Below are 15,864 nucleotides of genomic sequence, written 5' to 3' on the forward strand. Positions count from 1 at the left end.
TTATGGAAAAAGAAATAGATTATATAGTTTTAGTCTCAATAAAAAACTATAAAACAGATGGGATGGAAGTAGCAAGAAAAAATCGTAGAACGTTATTTTTAAAACCAAAGTTAAAAGATCAAAGACATTTAGAAACCGAAATATTCAAATCTATTTTTGGAGAAGATTTAGGTAAAAAAGAGTTTTTTTTAGAGGCTGGTTCTTATGGAAATATTATTGAGGCTTATGAAAAAACATTAAGAACACTTTTAGAAAAAGAGCACAAAGTACCTAAAGAATATTACAATAGATTGGAGGAATATAAAGAAAAAGTACACCGAAGTCTATTTACCGATAAGGAATATACCGATGATCATTTTTATGATGAAGTACACGAGATTTTAGGCGAATATTATGTATTGCAAATGAGATTTCCTTCTGAAAGAATCCCATATGAATTCAATAGATATTATCTTTCTATAAAAAAACTATTTGATAATGGCGAACCATTGTACATAAGTACGGCAATGCCTTTCGAAGATTTAGGTTTTTAACGTTTAAGCCGTCTCTTTTTTGAGACGGTTTTTTTGATAATGACGACAGAGAGTCTGTAAATTTGCACATTCTAAAATTTCATGTTAGATACGAAATCCTACAAAGAAAACCTCTTACAAAAGAATTTTTAGAACAAGTTGTTCTAAACCTTGTACGGGAAAATGGCCTGTATCTACATTTACTTCTATCGTAATGGTTTGTGCAGACACTCCGTGAATGGCACTTCCATAGACTTTAATCAGCATTTTATATGTGTTTGCCGTAAATGTAGAAAATTTTTTAATTAATGATTTTCTTAAAAGAATTTACCTGAATATTTAAAAAACAAAATGAGATTCACTGAAATAATCCATTCCTGATGCAGATATTCTATGAATTTATCAATCCATTGAAAAAAATAACTTATGTGATGTAAATTTTTAAGAGTAAAAAAAATAAAAGCTGTTCCAAAAATGAAACAGCCTTCGTATTGATCAATTATATATTGTTAAAACTCTATATCAACCTGAAGCTTCTCGGCAAGAAGTTTTGAAATTTTTTCTTTTAATGGCTCGATGTCAATGTTCTGCATGGCATCGTTCGCAAAAGCGTATAACAATAACGCCTGAGCTTCCTTTTTAGAAATCCCTCTTGCTCTCAGATAAAATAACGCATCTTCATTCAATTGTCCTACTGTACAGCCGTGAGAACATTTTACATCGTCTGCAAAAATTTCAAGCTGAGGTTTTGTATCAATCGTTGCTCCTTCGCTGAGTAAAACATTGTTGTTTTGCTGATAAGCATTCGTTTTCTGGGCAATTTTATCTACGAAAACCTTTCCGTTGAAAACCCCGTGAGATTTTCCGTCGAAAATACCTTTGTAATTCTGGTAACTTTCACAATTTGGTTGATTATGGTGAACCGCCGTGTGATGATCTACCAACTGATCTTTTCCGATAATGGTAATTCCGTTCATGAATGAATTGATATTCGATCCGTTCTGAATAAAATCTAAATTATTTCTTACCAGCTTACCTCCGAAAGAGAACGTATTTACAGTCGTTAAGCTGTCTTTTTCCTGTTTTGCGAAAGTATTGTCAATCAGATAAGAAGTATCGTTATCGTTCTGAACTTTATGCCAGTCCGCTTTTGCGTTCGGATAGGTGAAAATTTCCGTAACAGAATTTGTTAACACATACGTGCTGTCAAAATTATGATGACTTTCAATAATTTCCACTTTGGCGCCCTCTTCTACGATTAAAAGGTTTCTCGTATTGTAGAACGTGTTTTCTTCCTGATTCTGAGAAATGTAAAAAACATGAATCGGTTTTTCAATCACTACATTTTTCGGAACTTTAAGAAAGAAACCGTATTTGCAGTATGCCTGATTTAAATTCGTGAAAGCAGATTGATCTTCAGCAATCGTGTTGAAATATTTCTCGAAAACATCTCTGTGTTTCTCATCATTCAATGCATAATTGAATGAAAGAAACTCAACATTTTCAATGGAAACTTTAGATAATTCTTTATGAAGTTTACCGTTCACGAAAGTAATCCAGTCGAAATTCTCTTCACCTAAATGAAGCTGATCCAACTGCTCTTTGGTGATGTTATGACTTTCTTTTGGGAAAAAGTTGTAGTTTTTCTCAGTAATTTCCTTTAGGTTGGTATATTTATATTCTTCGTCCTTTTTGGTAGGAAAACCAGCTTTTTCGAACCTCTGAAGAGCTGCTTTACGATCTTCATCCAGAAATCTGTGACGAAGGCTCTCCAAAAATTCATTATGGTTTTGTATGATCTGTTCTTTTAATGCCATTACTGGTATATCTGTGGTTTGCACCATTTTTTCTTTTTTTGTTTGGCTGAAATTGTTAAACTAAGAGATCAGATAAAATCTCTGAATTTTTTAATCTTTTAATTAATTTAAAAGCCAGTCGTACCCTTTTTCTTCAAGCTCTAACGCAAGAGATTTATCACCGGTTTTGATGATTTTTCCGTTGGCTAAAACGTGAACAAAATCAGGCTGAATATAGTTCAGCAATCTCTGATAGTGGGTAATCAGGAGAACTGCATTCCCTTCGTTTTTGAAAGCATTTACACCATCTGCAACAATTCTTAACGCATCAATGTCCAATCCGGAATCTGTTTCATCCAAAATAGCCAGTTTCGGATCCAGCATCATCATCTGGAAAATTTCGTTTCTTTTCTTTTCACCTCCGGAAAACCCTTCGTTTAAAGATCTTGAAAGGAAATCTTTTTTGATGCCTAATTTTTCAGATTTCTCACGAATCATTGCCAACATTTCTTTTCCCGGCATTTCTCCCAACCCGTTAGCTTTTCTGTTTTCGTTCATCGCTGCTTTGATGAAGTTGGTTACAGAAACTCCCGGAATTTCTACCGGATACTGGAAAGAAAGAAAAATCCCTTTGTGTGCTCTTTCTTCTGGAGCGTCTTCGATGATATTTTCACCTCCGAAGATAATTTCACCGCCTGTAACTTCATAATCCTCTTTTCCTGCGATTACAGAAGAAAGCGTAGATTTTCCGGCTCCGTTCGGTCCCATAATAGCGTGAACTTCACCCGGCTTTATTTCAAGATTAATTCCTTTTAAAATTTCTTTGTCGCCATCTTCAATTTTGGCGTGCAAGTTTTTTATCTCTAACATACGTTTAAATTTATCGCAAGGCTAGACTAAGATTTTTTTAATCTTCCTTTGCTTTTATAAGATAAACAAAGGCGCTAACGCTTGTCAATGAAATACTATTTGTTTAATTACATTTATATCTGAAATTAATCAAGACCATTTGCAATTCTCATAACTCCGTTTTTAAAAAGTTGAGAATTGAAATTGATAAGCATTCCTAACTTATAATTTCCAAGTCTTACATAATTTTTTACTTGTGCAGCGTGAAAATTGGTTAAATTTTCAACAGATTTTATCTCTAAAACCACTTTGTTTTCAACTAGTAAATCCATTCTGAAAGCATTTTCTAAAAATAGTTCTTCGTATTGAATATTGAGAGATTTTTGCTTTTCCACATTAATCCCGGCTTTTTTCAATTCATAAAATAAACATTCTTCATAAATGCTTTCATACAAGCCTATTCCTAATTTTCTGTGAATTTTTAATCCACTTTCAAAAACAATTTTTGAAATTTCATTTTCTGTCATTTGTATAATTTTCGCAAAGATACACAAGTTAATTGTAGGAATTCAATTTAAAAACTTTGTATCACTTTCCTAAGCGTTAGCGCCTTTGTTTATCTTGAGAATAAATAGTAAGCGACTAAAAAAGCTTAGTTTAGCTTTGCGATAAAATAAAATTATCCAACAGAACCTTCCAGAGAAATCTCCAGTAATTTCTGAGCTTCAATAGCAAATTCCATTGGCAGTTTATTTAAAACTTCTTTGCTGAAACCGTTCACGATCAAGGCAATAGCTCTTTCTGTGTCAATTCCTCTCTGGTTGCAGTAAAAAATCTGGTCTTCCCCGATTTTTGAAGTCGTTGCTTCGTGCTCCAGTTGTGCAGTCGGATCTTTAATTTCAATATACGGGAAAGTATGAGCTCCACATTCATTCCCCATCAGTAAAGAATCGCACTGAGAGAAATTTCTAGCTCCTTTTGCAGAAGGCATTACTTTTACCAGACCTCTGTATGAATTATTGGATTTTCCTGCGGAAATACCTTTGGAAATAATGGTAGATTTGGTATTCTTACCGATGTGGATCATCTTGGTTCCTGTATCTGCATATTGGTGATTATTCGTTACGGCGATAGAGTAGAATTCACCGATGGAATGATCTCCTTTCAGGATGCATGAAGGATATTTCCATGTTACCGCAGAACCGGTTTCAACCTGAGTCCATGAGATTTTTGCATTTCTTTCGCAAAGTCCTCTTTTCGTTACGAAATTGAAAACCCCTCCTTTTCCTTCTTCATTTCCCGGATACCAGTTTTGTACAGTGGAATATTTAATTTCTGCATCATCCATTGCGATCAGCTCAACAACCGCTGCGTGAAGCTGGTTTTCATCTCTTGACGGTGCTGTACAGCCTTCCAGATAAGAAACATAACTTCCTTCATCCGCAATCACAAGCGTTCTTTCAAACTGACCTGTTCCTGCCTGATTGATTCTGAAATACGTAGACAATTCCATCGGACATCTTACGCCTTTCGGAATGTAGCAGAAACTTCCGTCAGAAAATACTGCGGAATTAAGAGCTGCATAGAAATTATCTCCTCTCGGAACTACTTTTCCAAGATATTTTCTTACTAAATCAGGATGATTTTTGATCGCTTCTGAAATGGAGCAGAAAATAATTCCTTTTTCCATTAACGTGTCCTGAAACGTAGTTTTTACAGAAACGGAATCCATTACAATATCTACCGCAACTCCTGAAAGTCTTTTCTGTTCTTCGATATTGATTCCTAATTTTTCGAAAGTTTTTAGCAATTCAGGATCTACTTCGTCCAGACTTTCCAGCTCAGGTTTTACTTTTGGCGCGGCATAATATTTAATCGCCTGAAAATCCGGCTTTTCATATTTAATATTTGCCCAGTCCGGCTCCGTCATTTTCTGCCAGATTCTGAACGATTCCAGACGCCATTCCGTCATCCATTCCGGCTCTTCCTTTTTAGCAGAAATTGCACGGACAATGTCTTCATTTAAACCCGTTGGGAAATCTTCGTAATCGATTTTTGTTTCCCAGCCGAATTCGTATTTTTTATTTTCCAGATCGACTCTTAGATCGTCTTCAGTATATTTATTCATTATTTTTTTTTAAGATTTTAGAAGACAGATTTCAGATCTGATTTTTTATCCAAATCTGAAATCTGCATCCAATGTCTTTTTTACAAAGAAAAACTCTCACCGCATCCGCAAGTTCTGGATGCATTCGGATTGTTAAAAACAAATCCTTTTCCGTTTAAACCTCCCGAATACTCAAGAATGGTTCCTGCTAAATAGAGGATTGATTTTTTATCTACAATAATTTTGATATCATTGTCTTCAAAAATCTGGTCGGTATCTGTTTTTTCGTTGTCAAACTTAAGAACATATTCTAAACCAGAGCATCCTCCGCTTTTTACCCCCACTCTTATATAGTCTTCAAAAGGCTTAAAACCGTCCTCTGTCATCAGCTGAATGGCTTTTGCTTTTGCTTGATCTGATACTTTTATCATTGTATTTATTTAGAATGATTTAATGATGCAAAAATACGAACTAATTTCCGCAATCTCAAATCGAAGATATCTATTTTGATGATTCTGTTCTTAATAGATGTATTTCAGTGATAAAATTACTGTTAAAAATATTTAAATTTTCTTAATAGACGTCGTAAAGCCTGTTTTTGATTTAACTTTGATCGGGATTTTAAATCTATAAATAAAACAAAGATTTCACTGTTTTTTTGTGTAGTCTTTAAAATTACAGTTTACAATAAAAATATACTATAAATGAAAAAATTAGGCATTCTTGCTTTGGCTTTATTCATGCAGACGGCTTTTGCACAGACCAACAGATTTGTATATCAGGTTACGATGAAACCCGATGCGTCCAATAAAACAGATACGAAAACAGAAAATGCGTATCTGGACATTTCTCCGGAAAAATCTGTTTTTTATTCCGAAAACAGAATTAAAAGAGATTCTGTCATTCAGGCTGCCATGCAAAGTGGAGGAGCAAGAGGTTTCAACAGGGATCAGATGGAAGCTTTACGATCCAACATCAATTATTCTGTTGAAAAAGATAAAAAAAGCCAGAAAATGACTTTTAAAGACAGAATAGGAAGAGATATTTATACTTACGAGGAAGATCGCCCGATCAACTGGAAAATTTCTTCGGAAACCACAAAAATCGGAGATTATAAAGTTCAGAAAGCAGAAACGGATTTTGGAGGCAGAAAATGGACGGCATGGTTTACCACAGATCTGCCTTATCAGGACGGACCATATAAATTCGGCGGACTTCCGGGACTTATCGTGAAAGTGGAGGATGATAAAGGTGAATATTCTTTCGATTTGATGAAAAATTATAAAATCGCAGACTTTCCGACAATGAGTCAGTTTGGAAATACCATTAAAGTGAAAAGAGGCGATTATGTAAAACAGCAGAAAAAGTTTATGGAAGACCCGATGTCATTTATGACACAAGGTGGCGGAATGGGTGCGCCGGTGAGAATTGACGGCGGTGGTGGAAACCGTGGCGGCGGTGGATTCGGAGGAGGAAATTCCGGAGATTTCAGAAAAAGGATGGAAGAAAGAGTAAAAGAGGAAGCAAAAAGAAATAGCAACCCGATAGAATTACAATAAAAAATTAACCCTGAAGAACCAATCTTCAGGGTTTTTATTTCTTTTGAGTATTAATTATTTTAAAAGCTGGTTGAAAGTATCTCCCTGTCGGATGTCTCCGGTGTTATATCCTTTCATAAACCATTCTTTACGCTGCGCAGAGGATCCGTGCGTAAAACTTTCCTGATTAACGTATCCCTGTGATCTTCTCTGGATATTATCATCACCTACCGCTTCAGCCGCTTCAATAGCCGACTGAATATCTCCGGGTTCAAGAATATGCTTTTCAGCATCTGTTCTTCTTGCCCACACTCCTGCGTAAAAATCTGCCTGAAGTTCTGTGGCAACAGAAACTCTGTTCATTTCTGCTTCAGAATATTTTCCGCTTCTTCTTAGCTGATCTACTTTTTGCGTTGTTCCTAAAAGCGTCTGAACATGATGTCCCACTTCATGCGCCAAAACATAGGCTACCGTAAATTCCGTTACTTTAGCTCCGAATCTCTGCTGAAGTTCATTAAAAAAGCTCATGTCCATGTAAACAGACTGATCTGCCGGACAGTAAAACGGTCCCATTGCAGACTGTGCCACTCCGCAGCCGGATTGTGTGGTTTCCGAAAAAAGGATGATTTTTGGTGGAGTATACTGCATTCCGTTTTCCTGAAAAACCTGATCCCATGTCGTGATGTTCCATTTTCCCATCATGTCTACCATTTCTCCGATTTTTTTGTCTTCCGCAGTCAGTTCTCTCTGCTCCGTTCTCGGAGATCCGGAACCCGCTCCCGAAGAAAGAATCGAGGAAGGATCACCTCCCAGAAAGAATATAATTGCAGCAATAATAAGCGTTCCCAGTCCGCCTCCTACAACGGCTCCGCCGCCAAGTCCACGTCTGTCTTCCACATTACCACCTCTGTCGTCCGTCCATCTCATAGTTTGTATTTTTTATTTGTTGGTAAATTTAAAAATTTAAACCATACAATTTTTGTGCGGATTATGATATTTTCAAAATATTTATCGATTCAGCTGATTTTTTTTCAGCCAGAAAGAAGTCGACTGATACACTGAAATCGTTGCATCCACCATCGGCTTATTCTGTTCCTTTTCTTTTAAAGGATTTTCATCAAAATAAATATTAAATTCCGGAGCTAGATTGTTTTTCTGCTGAACCAAAGCATATTGCTTAATTTTTCTTAAAGGTGAAATAACCGTTAAATAATTATCTTTTACAAATCCTAAATCCTGATACGTTGCTACATAAGCTTTCGGCTGAAATTCTTTGCTGAAAACGTCCTGCCCTAAAAATTTCGACTGATAACTGAAATTCAGCAGACCGAAAACAGTCGGCATCACATCGATCTGAGACATGGTTTGGGTAAATTTCTGCGGCTGGATAAATCCTTCCGAGAAAACCATTGCCGGAATTCTATATTTATCCATCGGAAGTTCTGTGTCTCCTGCACTGGAAGCGCAGTGATCTGCAATGATAACGAAGATTGTATTTTTATACCAGTCCTGTTTTTTAGCCATCTCGAAGAATTTTTTCAGAGCATAATCTGTGTATTTTACACCGCCTTCACGAGATTTTGCATTTCCGGGGATATCAATTTTTCCTTCAGGATAGGTAAAAGGTCTGTGATTGGAAACCGTCATCCAGTGATTGAAGAACGGCTTTCCGGATTTTGCTTCGGCATTCATGGTTTGGATGGCTTTTTTTGCCATGTCTTCATCGGCAACGCCCCAAACGTTTGCAAACGTGATTTCTTCCGGCTTGAAATTATTTCTGTCGACAATATCATAACCGTTTCCGGCGTAGAAATCCTGCATATTATCGAAATAGCTGTATCCTCCGTACAAAAATTTCACATCATATCCTTTTGATTTGAAAACACTTCCTGTGGTAAATTTATTTTTATTGTTCTCTCTTTTAATAATGCTTTCTCCGGCTGTAGGCGGAATGCAGAGCGTTAATGCTTCCAGACCACGAACGGTTCTGTTTCCGGTAGCGTAAAGATTGGTAAACATTAGCGATTTATCGGCTAAACTGTCTAAAAAAGGAGTGATTTTCTGCGTATTTCCATAATGTGCTAAAAAGTCTGCAGATAAACTTTCAATGGAAATTAAAACCACATTTTTTTTCAGTTCCGGTTCTGCAGAAACAATATTTCTTTTCAGGACAGGTGGAGCAAACTGGCTTAAAAAGTTTTTTTCTGCCTGACTCTGATTAATTTCTGGATAAAACTGGAAATAATCCAGCTCGTTGTGGGTAAATGCCCAATAGAATTTCGGAAGACCGTTTGCCTGAATTTCTTCTTCAAAAACGCTGTTTCCTTTCATTTTTGTTGTGAAATTCAATCCAAATAAGCTTACTCCGATCAAAAGAACAAATGATCCCAGTAAAATAAATTTCTGCTTCAGATTCGGAAGATCTGAAAGTTCTTTTTTTGTTTTCTTAAAAATGAAGAATGTAATGGAAAGTGTTACGATAAAAATTGCTGAGAAAAGAGGAACAACGGGATAGCTTTCCATGATGTTTCCAATCACTTCGTTGGTATAGATGAGATAATCTACCGCGATGAAATTGTATCTCAATCCGAATTCGTTATAGAAGAAATATTCACTTACTGCGTTGAATACGATGAGTAAAACATACAGAAACAGGGTTATGAAATAAAGTATGTTTCTTATTTTTAAACGTTGTTTTGGGAGGAAAAGCATTAATGCGAAGCAGATAATTTTTAAGCCGATAAAAGCCAGCGCGATTTCTGCAACCGAGCCGCCGTATTGTTTGAAAATATTGTTCGGAATCAGAAGAATGTACAGGAAAAAAAGTACTAAAATTCCCAAAATGATCTGTCCGTAAGGTTTCTGATATTTTGAATTGGAGAGAAATAAAAAATAGAGGGCTAAAAAGGTGCAGGCTAAAATAAAAACCAAAGCATCATTGAGGACACCCACCAAAATTATTTTTAACACTTCAAACACTCCAAAACTGGCTGTGGTAATGGGATGAAAGAAAAATACAATCCTTATGATTAAAGAAATGATAAGGTAAAAGATTCCTAAATAAAGGAATGGTTTTGTTTTCTGAACAAACATTGTTATGATTTGAATATGAATTCTTACAAAAATAAGTATTGAATATTATTTGAGCGTATATTTTTTTAAAATACCACAATAATTAGAAAGTTTATAAATATTTAAAATTATTTTAACAATATAATATTCAGGAGGTAACTGTTCGGAGACAAAAAAAAGAACTATTCTTCAATAGTTCTTTCAAATATTTTTTACTTTGAAAAATTATGAATTTCCAAATCCGATGTTTCCTTTTCTGCCAGAAAGATTCTTTTTAAAATCTATCATCTGCAAAGCCGTAACTGCTGCTTCAACCCCTTTGTTTCCAAGATCGCCGCCGCTTCTCGCAATCGACTGTTCTTTTGTATCGTCTGTTAAAACACAGAAAATAGTCGGGGTATCTGTCATGATGTTACAGTCTTTAATTCCCTGTGCAACTGCGGAGCAGACATAGTCGAAATGAGGTGTTTCTCCACGGATCACACATCCGATTGCAATTACTGCATCAAAAGTTCGTTCTTTACAAAGCTGCATACTTGCATAGCTTAACTCAAACGCTCCCGGAACCGGAAAAAGAGAAATTTTTTCAGATTTTACTCCCTCTTTTTGAAGGATTTCCAGAGCTGCATCACGAAGATTGTAGGTTACAAAATCATTCCACTCAGAAAAAACAATGCCGATAGAAAAATCATCGGCATTGGTTATGTTAAGTGGCTTGTAATCAGAAAGATTAACTGTTGCCATTGTTTAGTAATATTTAGTCATTTCAATATAAGAATCAGACATTCCGTTGTCGTAGTCCTGATATTTTTCGTCAATTGTTGCAAAATACTTTTTTGCTTCTGCATTTTTCTTTAATCCCAAAGCTACAATACCTGCTTTTCTTGTAAAATAATACGTTGTGTAAGGATCGTCTGAAGCTGAAGCGGCTTTGTCTAATAACTGAAGGGCTTCATCATTTTTATTAAGACCGGATTTTGCATCTGCCATTGCTCCGTATTTCATTGCCATCAACGTTTTGTTGTCGGATGAAAAACTGTCTAAAAGATCATAAGCTTCCTGAAATTTTCCTTCCTTGAATTTTATCAATCCAGCGTTGTAAGCAGAAAGCTTTCCTACGTTGGTTGCAGAATATTCGTTATAAGTTCCTAAGAAACCCGGATTTGCAGCAGATTTTCCGCCTAAAGCTTCTTTATCTTTACCGTCAGCAAGATTTTTCTGAGCAGCCAGAAAACTTTTTACAGCTTCTGCATTTTTAGGAGCTACAACAAATTGTTTGTAACCGAAGAAGCCCAGAACTCCCAAAATAAGTAGTCCGAAAACAATTCCCAAAGGTTTTGAATATTTTTCAAGGAACCTTTCTGTGTTTAAAGCTTCTCTGTCAAGATCTTTAAAAAACTCAACAGTTTCTTTACCTTCCTGCTCGTTTGTAATTTTTGCCATAGATTATTAAAAATTGAAATGCAAATTTAATTGTTTCTGAATGATTTACAAAATACTTTGTACGTATTGTTGATTTTATTTGAATTAATCAAGTAGAATTGTTAATTATGAATCGTGAATTTACTAAAAAGATGCTTCGACAAGCTCAGCATGACATCTCTAATACTATATGTTTTGATGTAACGTTAAATTATTAGCGTTGTCATGCTGAGCTTGTCGAAGCATCTAATTTAATTCAGTTTAATATTCTAAAATATGATAAATTTCTGCATTAAATTTCTTCAGTTTTTCTTCGCCTTTTAAATCTTTCAATCCGATTAGGAAACTGAACTGAGAAACGGTTGCACCTTGTTTTTCAACCAATTTTGCAGCGGCTTCGGTCGTTCCTCCTGTTGCTAAAAGATCATCATGAATCAGGACTCTTTGTCCGGATTTTAACTGTCCTTCACGGGTTTCAATAACAGCACTTCCGTATTCGAGATCATATTTTTCTGAAATTATCGGTGGCGGAAGTTTTCCTGCTTTTCGGATTAAAATAAAAGGAACTTCTAATGCAACAGCGATGGCAATCCCGAAAAGATAACCTCTGCTTTCAATTCCGCATACCGCATCAACTTTTCCTTTGCTGAAATGTACCAGATCTGCAATCACTTCTTCATACAGTTTCGGGTTCAGGAAAATAGGAGAGATGTCCTTAAACTGAATTCCCGGAATCGGAAAATCTGGAATATTTTCAATGGTTTCTTCCAGTTTTGTGATGAGCTGCTGCGATGCCATTTTTTATGGATTGATTTTGTAGCTGGAAATTTTCCAGTCTCCGTTTACATTTTTAAGTCCGAAAGTTGCTCTCAGTGAAGTTGTTTTTCCACTTTTATCCGTTACATCATACGTTGCACTCACACTTGCAGAAGTTGCATTGGAAGCATTGGTGGTGATGTTTTTTACGCTTACGTTTTTCACCGAACCAAATCCTGAAGTCGGGTTCGAAAATGACTCATAACTTCCCCAACTCGGGTTGCTTGCAGAGTTGTACGCAGCTTTTAGGTTTTGAGCGCTTACGTTATTTAAAAATCCTGAAACGGTACTTTTCGGATCTGAAGCTGGCTGTTTTGGTGCTGCAGGAGTTGTAGGTGTGGCTGCATTCGGATCTGTTGTGGAAGGAACCGTTGCATTCGGATTATTCGGATCGATTACAGCGGGATCCTGAATAACTGCTGTTGAATCTATTTTCGGAGCAGCCGGAACTTTTAGTAAAAGAGGATTAACATCCAGTCCGATTTTTGTCATTTTGAAAGTTTTCGCAGTTGTTTTTACAGAAACCGTGATGTCGATTTTATTATCAACAACCTGAGCTGCAGGAAGTGAAGAGAATTTTAAATTAAATCCTTTGAAATTGTTATCCTGCATTAAATTTTTAGCCGTAGAAAGCTTTACTCCATTGCTGAAAACTTCCAGTGTTGCTTCCAGACCTGCTCCTGTAAAAGACACCGGATTTCCGGCATTGTCTACCAATCTCGGAACAATCTGAATTGCTGTTGGAGCTCCGGTTCCGTCATCTCCCGTTGGTCTTGTAGAAATGCTTAACGAGTTTGCTTTTACGTCATTCGGATCGCTTTCTTTAGCTGTTTCGTTTCCAAAGATATTCATTTCTCCTAATGCTCCTAACGAAGGAGGTGCTGTACTTGCCCATTCGATTCCGTTTTTCTGGGCTACCTGATCTGCCATTGCCATGATTTCGGGAACTTTTTTTCCATCAATCATTTGTCCTAAGGCTTTCAGTTCAGCAAAATCACCATCTGCGTCTACTCCGAAAGTTTTCAGGATGTAGAGTGCCTCGTTAAATTTAATCTGTTTAATGGTAGGTAAACTTGCCGTCATATCATTGATACTCGACTGCAAAGTTTTAGTATTGGTAGCATCTACATGATCTTGCTTGCATGCTGTGAAAAGCAACATGCTGAAAATTAGTAGAAAAGACAACTTTTTCATTTTTTTTCGGTTTACCACAAAAATAATAAAACCTTTATTAATAGAGTGTTTTATTTTTTATTTTGTTGTTCTTTCAACTGATCTTTGAAAAATGAGCTGAAAACGGTCTGCATATTCGGAAAAGATGAATCTTCCCAGTATTTTGTAGTATAGCTGCTTTTATTGGTATTCAGATTTACACTTTCGATATCATTATCGTCTCTGAATTCTATTTCTGCAGGATAAAAATTGCAGTAATAAATCAACTGATTGTAGTCCGGTTCACTCTTATGCTTTAGTTTGATGAACCGAATGTCGTTAAATTCCAAAAGATCTCTTAAGGTCTTATTGCTTTCTTTCTCGTAAGAAGCATTAGAGATAACCTTTACATCGTAGAAACGGTATCCTAAAAAGTTGACTTCTTTTTCCTGTAAAGCACTGTGAGCAATTTCGATCTGATCTTTTCGGTCTCCTTTCAGCTCTTTAATGACGGCGTTCTTTTTTTTGTATTCCTGAATATTTCCGACATCTTTCATTTCAGGAACATTCATCATTTTACCATAATCGAAGGAAGCTGTCAGTTTTTTATCAACATTTTTATCTTCAATCCTGAATGCTCTGTATTGTTCTACATTTGCACTTTTCAGTTTTTTTGTTTTATTATCAAAAATGTAAGTAATTATTCCGTCTGTGTAGCAGTTTAGTTTGTTGTTTACGGTAACGTACGTATTAAAGTTTCCTTTTACGAAAATATATTTTGCAGGCTTGTTATTTTTTATGACAACGCGTTCGATATCTTTTATCCTGTCATCCACTTTAATAATTTCTTTGTCGAAATCCGCATAGGATAAAGTCGCAACAGACATATTATCGTAGATGAGCTGAAACTTTTCCTGATCCGGTTTTATGGACTGCCTGTCGATTTTTCCGTCGATATCCGAATAAGCTAAAATGCTCCCGTCTTTGCCAAACACAGAAACCTTCGGAAGGGGCTTATTGGTTTTTTCTGAAACGAAAGTGATACTTTGTGCATTGACGAAGTTTACGAGGATTGTTAAAAATAATAACAGGAGATTTTTTTTCATGATTGATACAATTAATGTTTTTTTAGTTAAATCATTCTTTGATTATATGACAACGAAAACTTAAAAAGGTTGCATTGTTTTTTTATTTCTGCACAAAAAAGCAAAAAAAAGACTGATCATTACAATCAGTCTTTTTTGTTTTTATCTTGTTACAAATTCCTTAGAAAGGATATTCATAAATTTCAGATTCGTGAAGGTAAGGGTTACCTGTAGGGATCAGTTTAAGTTTAGATAATGCTGAAAGCACAGTGAACATAAATAATCCAACTACGAATAAGATTGCTCCTAAGATTAAGATAAATACTTCAGGAGTTTTCCAGTATGGTCCTACTGTTCCCGGCATTACCATGTTGAAGTAATCTAAGATGTGACCACAAATTACGACTACAGCCATTGTTGTAACCACTTTGTAGTTTCTCTTGATGCTGCTGCTCACCAATACCAATAACGGTAATAAGAAGTTTACAATAAGCATTGGTAAGAAAGTAGGAGAGTAGTGCTGGAATCTTCCGAAGAAATAGTTAACCTCTTCCGGAATGTTTGCGTACCAGTATAACATGAACTGTGCAAACCATGTATACGTCCAAAGCATACTTGTCGCGAAAAGGAATACTCCTAAATCGTGTAAGTGGTTATCGTTGAACTGTGGAAGGAATCCGTTTTTCTTTAAATAAACACTTAAAAGAATAATTACCGCAATGCCACTTGAAAGGCAGCTCACCATTGAATACCAGATATACATGGTAGAATACCAGTGAGGATCAATAGACATCAACCAGTCCCAAGCCCAAGCTGCAGAAGCAAAACCGAAGAATGCAATATATCCTACTGCCCATCTGTAAAGCATTTGATATTCTACTCTTGATTTTGTTTCGTCTACTTTTTTAGACTGAGCTTTCAGTTTCCAAGCGAAGAAAGAAGCACCTATTACATAGATGAAAGTTCTTACTGCATAGAAAGGGATATTTAAGAAAATTCTTTTTTCAAATAAGATCACATCGAAATGAGCAGAATTTGGGTCTGTTAATTCCGGATCCATCCAATGGAAAAGGTGACCTTGGTGTGTGATGTTTAAAATCATTAGAATGATTAGAATAGCACCACCGTAAGGAATATAAGAAGCAATAGCTTCCATTACTCTTGTAATGATAATTGGCCAACCTGCGTGTGCAGCGTGCTGAATAGAATAGAAGAATAATACGCAGCAGCTTACTCCAAAGAAAAATACAGCTACAAAATGTATTGCCGCTAAAGGCTGGTTGTGAACCTGAAGAGTAGCATGCTCAAGGTGAGCTGCATGATCCTGAGGTCCTACCATTTCACTAGAATGCGTAGGAGCTGTATGACCAGAAGCATGAACCGCTTCCATCATGTGTTCTATTTTTTCAGTAGTAATTCCTTTATTCATAAAGAAACCAACAGCAAAAAGAACTAAACCTACAACAAGAAGGATTATAGAAGTTGATTTTAATTTTGGTGAAAAACTATACATTT

15 protein-coding genes are annotated in these 15,864 nt (G+C 35.9%); 2 read left to right on the forward strand and 13 right to left on the reverse strand.

The window, feature by feature from the left end; translation table 11 throughout:
* Positions 1-2: 2 nt before the first annotated feature.
* Positions 3-533, forward strand: a complete 531-nt coding sequence (locus QWT87_RS06880; protein WP_108409918.1) for a hypothetical protein — start codon at positions 3-5, stop codon at positions 531-533.
* Between the two features lie 488 nt (positions 534-1,021).
* Here the strand turns inward: QWT87_RS06880 and sufD are convergent, their stop codons facing one another.
* The 5 genes from sufD to QWT87_RS06905 form a co-directional block, all read right to left on the reverse strand.
* Positions 1,022-2,329 carry a Fe-S cluster assembly protein SufD gene (sufD, locus tag QWT87_RS06885; RefSeq protein WP_268055485.1) on the reverse strand — a complete coding sequence of 436 codons (1,308 nt, stop codon included), beginning with the start codon at positions 2,327-2,329 and terminating at the stop codon, positions 1,022-1,024.
* 102 nt (positions 2,330-2,431) lie between these two features.
* Positions 2,432-3,178, reverse strand: a complete 747-nt coding sequence (sufC, locus tag QWT87_RS06890) for a Fe-S cluster assembly ATPase SufC (RefSeq protein ID WP_302715099.1) — start codon at positions 3,176-3,178, stop codon at positions 2,432-2,434.
* Between the two features lie 125 nt (positions 3,179-3,303).
* Positions 3,304-3,684 carry a GxxExxY protein gene (locus QWT87_RS06895; protein ID WP_235132041.1) on the reverse strand — a complete coding sequence of 127 codons (381 nt, stop codon included), beginning with the start codon at positions 3,682-3,684 and terminating at the stop codon, positions 3,304-3,306.
* 152 nt (positions 3,685-3,836) lie between these two features.
* A complete protein-coding gene (sufB, locus tag QWT87_RS06900; RefSeq protein WP_076393922.1) occupies positions 3,837-5,285 on the reverse strand; it encodes a Fe-S cluster assembly protein SufB in 1,449 nt (482 codons plus the stop codon).
* An 80-nt stretch (positions 5,286-5,365) separates the two neighbouring features.
* Complete coding sequence (locus QWT87_RS06905) at positions 5,366-5,695, reverse strand: HesB/IscA family protein (protein ID WP_076393920.1); 330 nt, start codon at positions 5,693-5,695, stop codon at positions 5,366-5,368.
* Between the two features lie 273 nt (positions 5,696-5,968).
* On the opposite strand from QWT87_RS06905, the gene QWT87_RS06910 reads away from it, so the two are divergent.
* Positions 5,969-6,823, forward strand: a complete 855-nt coding sequence (locus QWT87_RS06910) for a GLPGLI family protein (protein ID WP_302715106.1) — start codon at positions 5,969-5,971, stop codon at positions 6,821-6,823.
* Between the two features lie 54 nt (positions 6,824-6,877).
* Here QWT87_RS06910 and ypfJ read toward each other — a convergent pair whose 3' ends face one another.
* From ypfJ to QWT87_RS06950, 8 genes are all read right to left on the reverse strand, one after another.
* Positions 6,878-7,729: a KPN_02809 family neutral zinc metallopeptidase gene (gene ypfJ / locus QWT87_RS06915; RefSeq protein WP_076393916.1), complete on the reverse strand. Its 852-nt coding sequence runs from the start codon at positions 7,727-7,729 to the stop codon at positions 6,878-6,880.
* Positions 7,730-7,810: 81 nt separating this feature from the next.
* The gene (locus QWT87_RS06920; RefSeq protein ID WP_302715109.1) at positions 7,811-9,895 is read right to left on the reverse strand and encodes an LTA synthase family protein; all 2,085 of its coding nucleotides are present in this window, start codon (positions 9,893-9,895) and stop codon (positions 7,811-7,813) included.
* 204 nt (positions 9,896-10,099) lie between these two features.
* On the reverse strand, positions 10,100-10,618 hold the full coding sequence (gene ribH, locus QWT87_RS06925; RefSeq protein WP_087711749.1) for a 6,7-dimethyl-8-ribityllumazine synthase: 519 nt from the start codon (positions 10,616-10,618) through the stop codon (positions 10,100-10,102).
* A 3-nt stretch (positions 10,619-10,621) separates the two neighbouring features.
* A complete protein-coding gene (locus QWT87_RS06930) occupies positions 10,622-11,317 on the reverse strand; it encodes a YfgM family protein (RefSeq protein WP_185207957.1) in 696 nt (231 codons plus the stop codon).
* 240 nt (positions 11,318-11,557) lie between these two features.
* The gene (locus tag QWT87_RS06935; RefSeq protein ID WP_302715112.1) at positions 11,558-12,094 is read right to left on the reverse strand and encodes an adenine phosphoribosyltransferase; all 537 of its coding nucleotides are present in this window, start codon (positions 12,092-12,094) and stop codon (positions 11,558-11,560) included.
* A gap of 3 nt (positions 12,095-12,097) precedes the next feature.
* Complete coding sequence (locus QWT87_RS06940) at positions 12,098-13,306, reverse strand: hypothetical protein (protein WP_116096599.1); 1,209 nt, start codon at positions 13,304-13,306, stop codon at positions 12,098-12,100.
* A gap of 50 nt (positions 13,307-13,356) precedes the next feature.
* Positions 13,357-14,370: a hypothetical protein gene (locus QWT87_RS06945; protein WP_302715115.1), complete on the reverse strand. Its 1,014-nt coding sequence runs from the start codon at positions 14,368-14,370 to the stop codon at positions 13,357-13,359.
* A gap of 160 nt (positions 14,371-14,530) precedes the next feature.
* A complete protein-coding gene (locus QWT87_RS06950; RefSeq protein WP_116096603.1) occupies positions 14,531-15,862 on the reverse strand; it encodes a quinol:cytochrome C oxidoreductase in 1,332 nt (443 codons plus the stop codon).
* Positions 15,863-15,864: the final 2 nt, after the last annotated feature.

Source organism: Chryseobacterium urinae, assembly GCF_030518295.1.
GTDB lineage: Bacteria > Bacteroidota > Bacteroidia > Flavobacteriales > Weeksellaceae > Chryseobacterium > Chryseobacterium mucoviscidosis.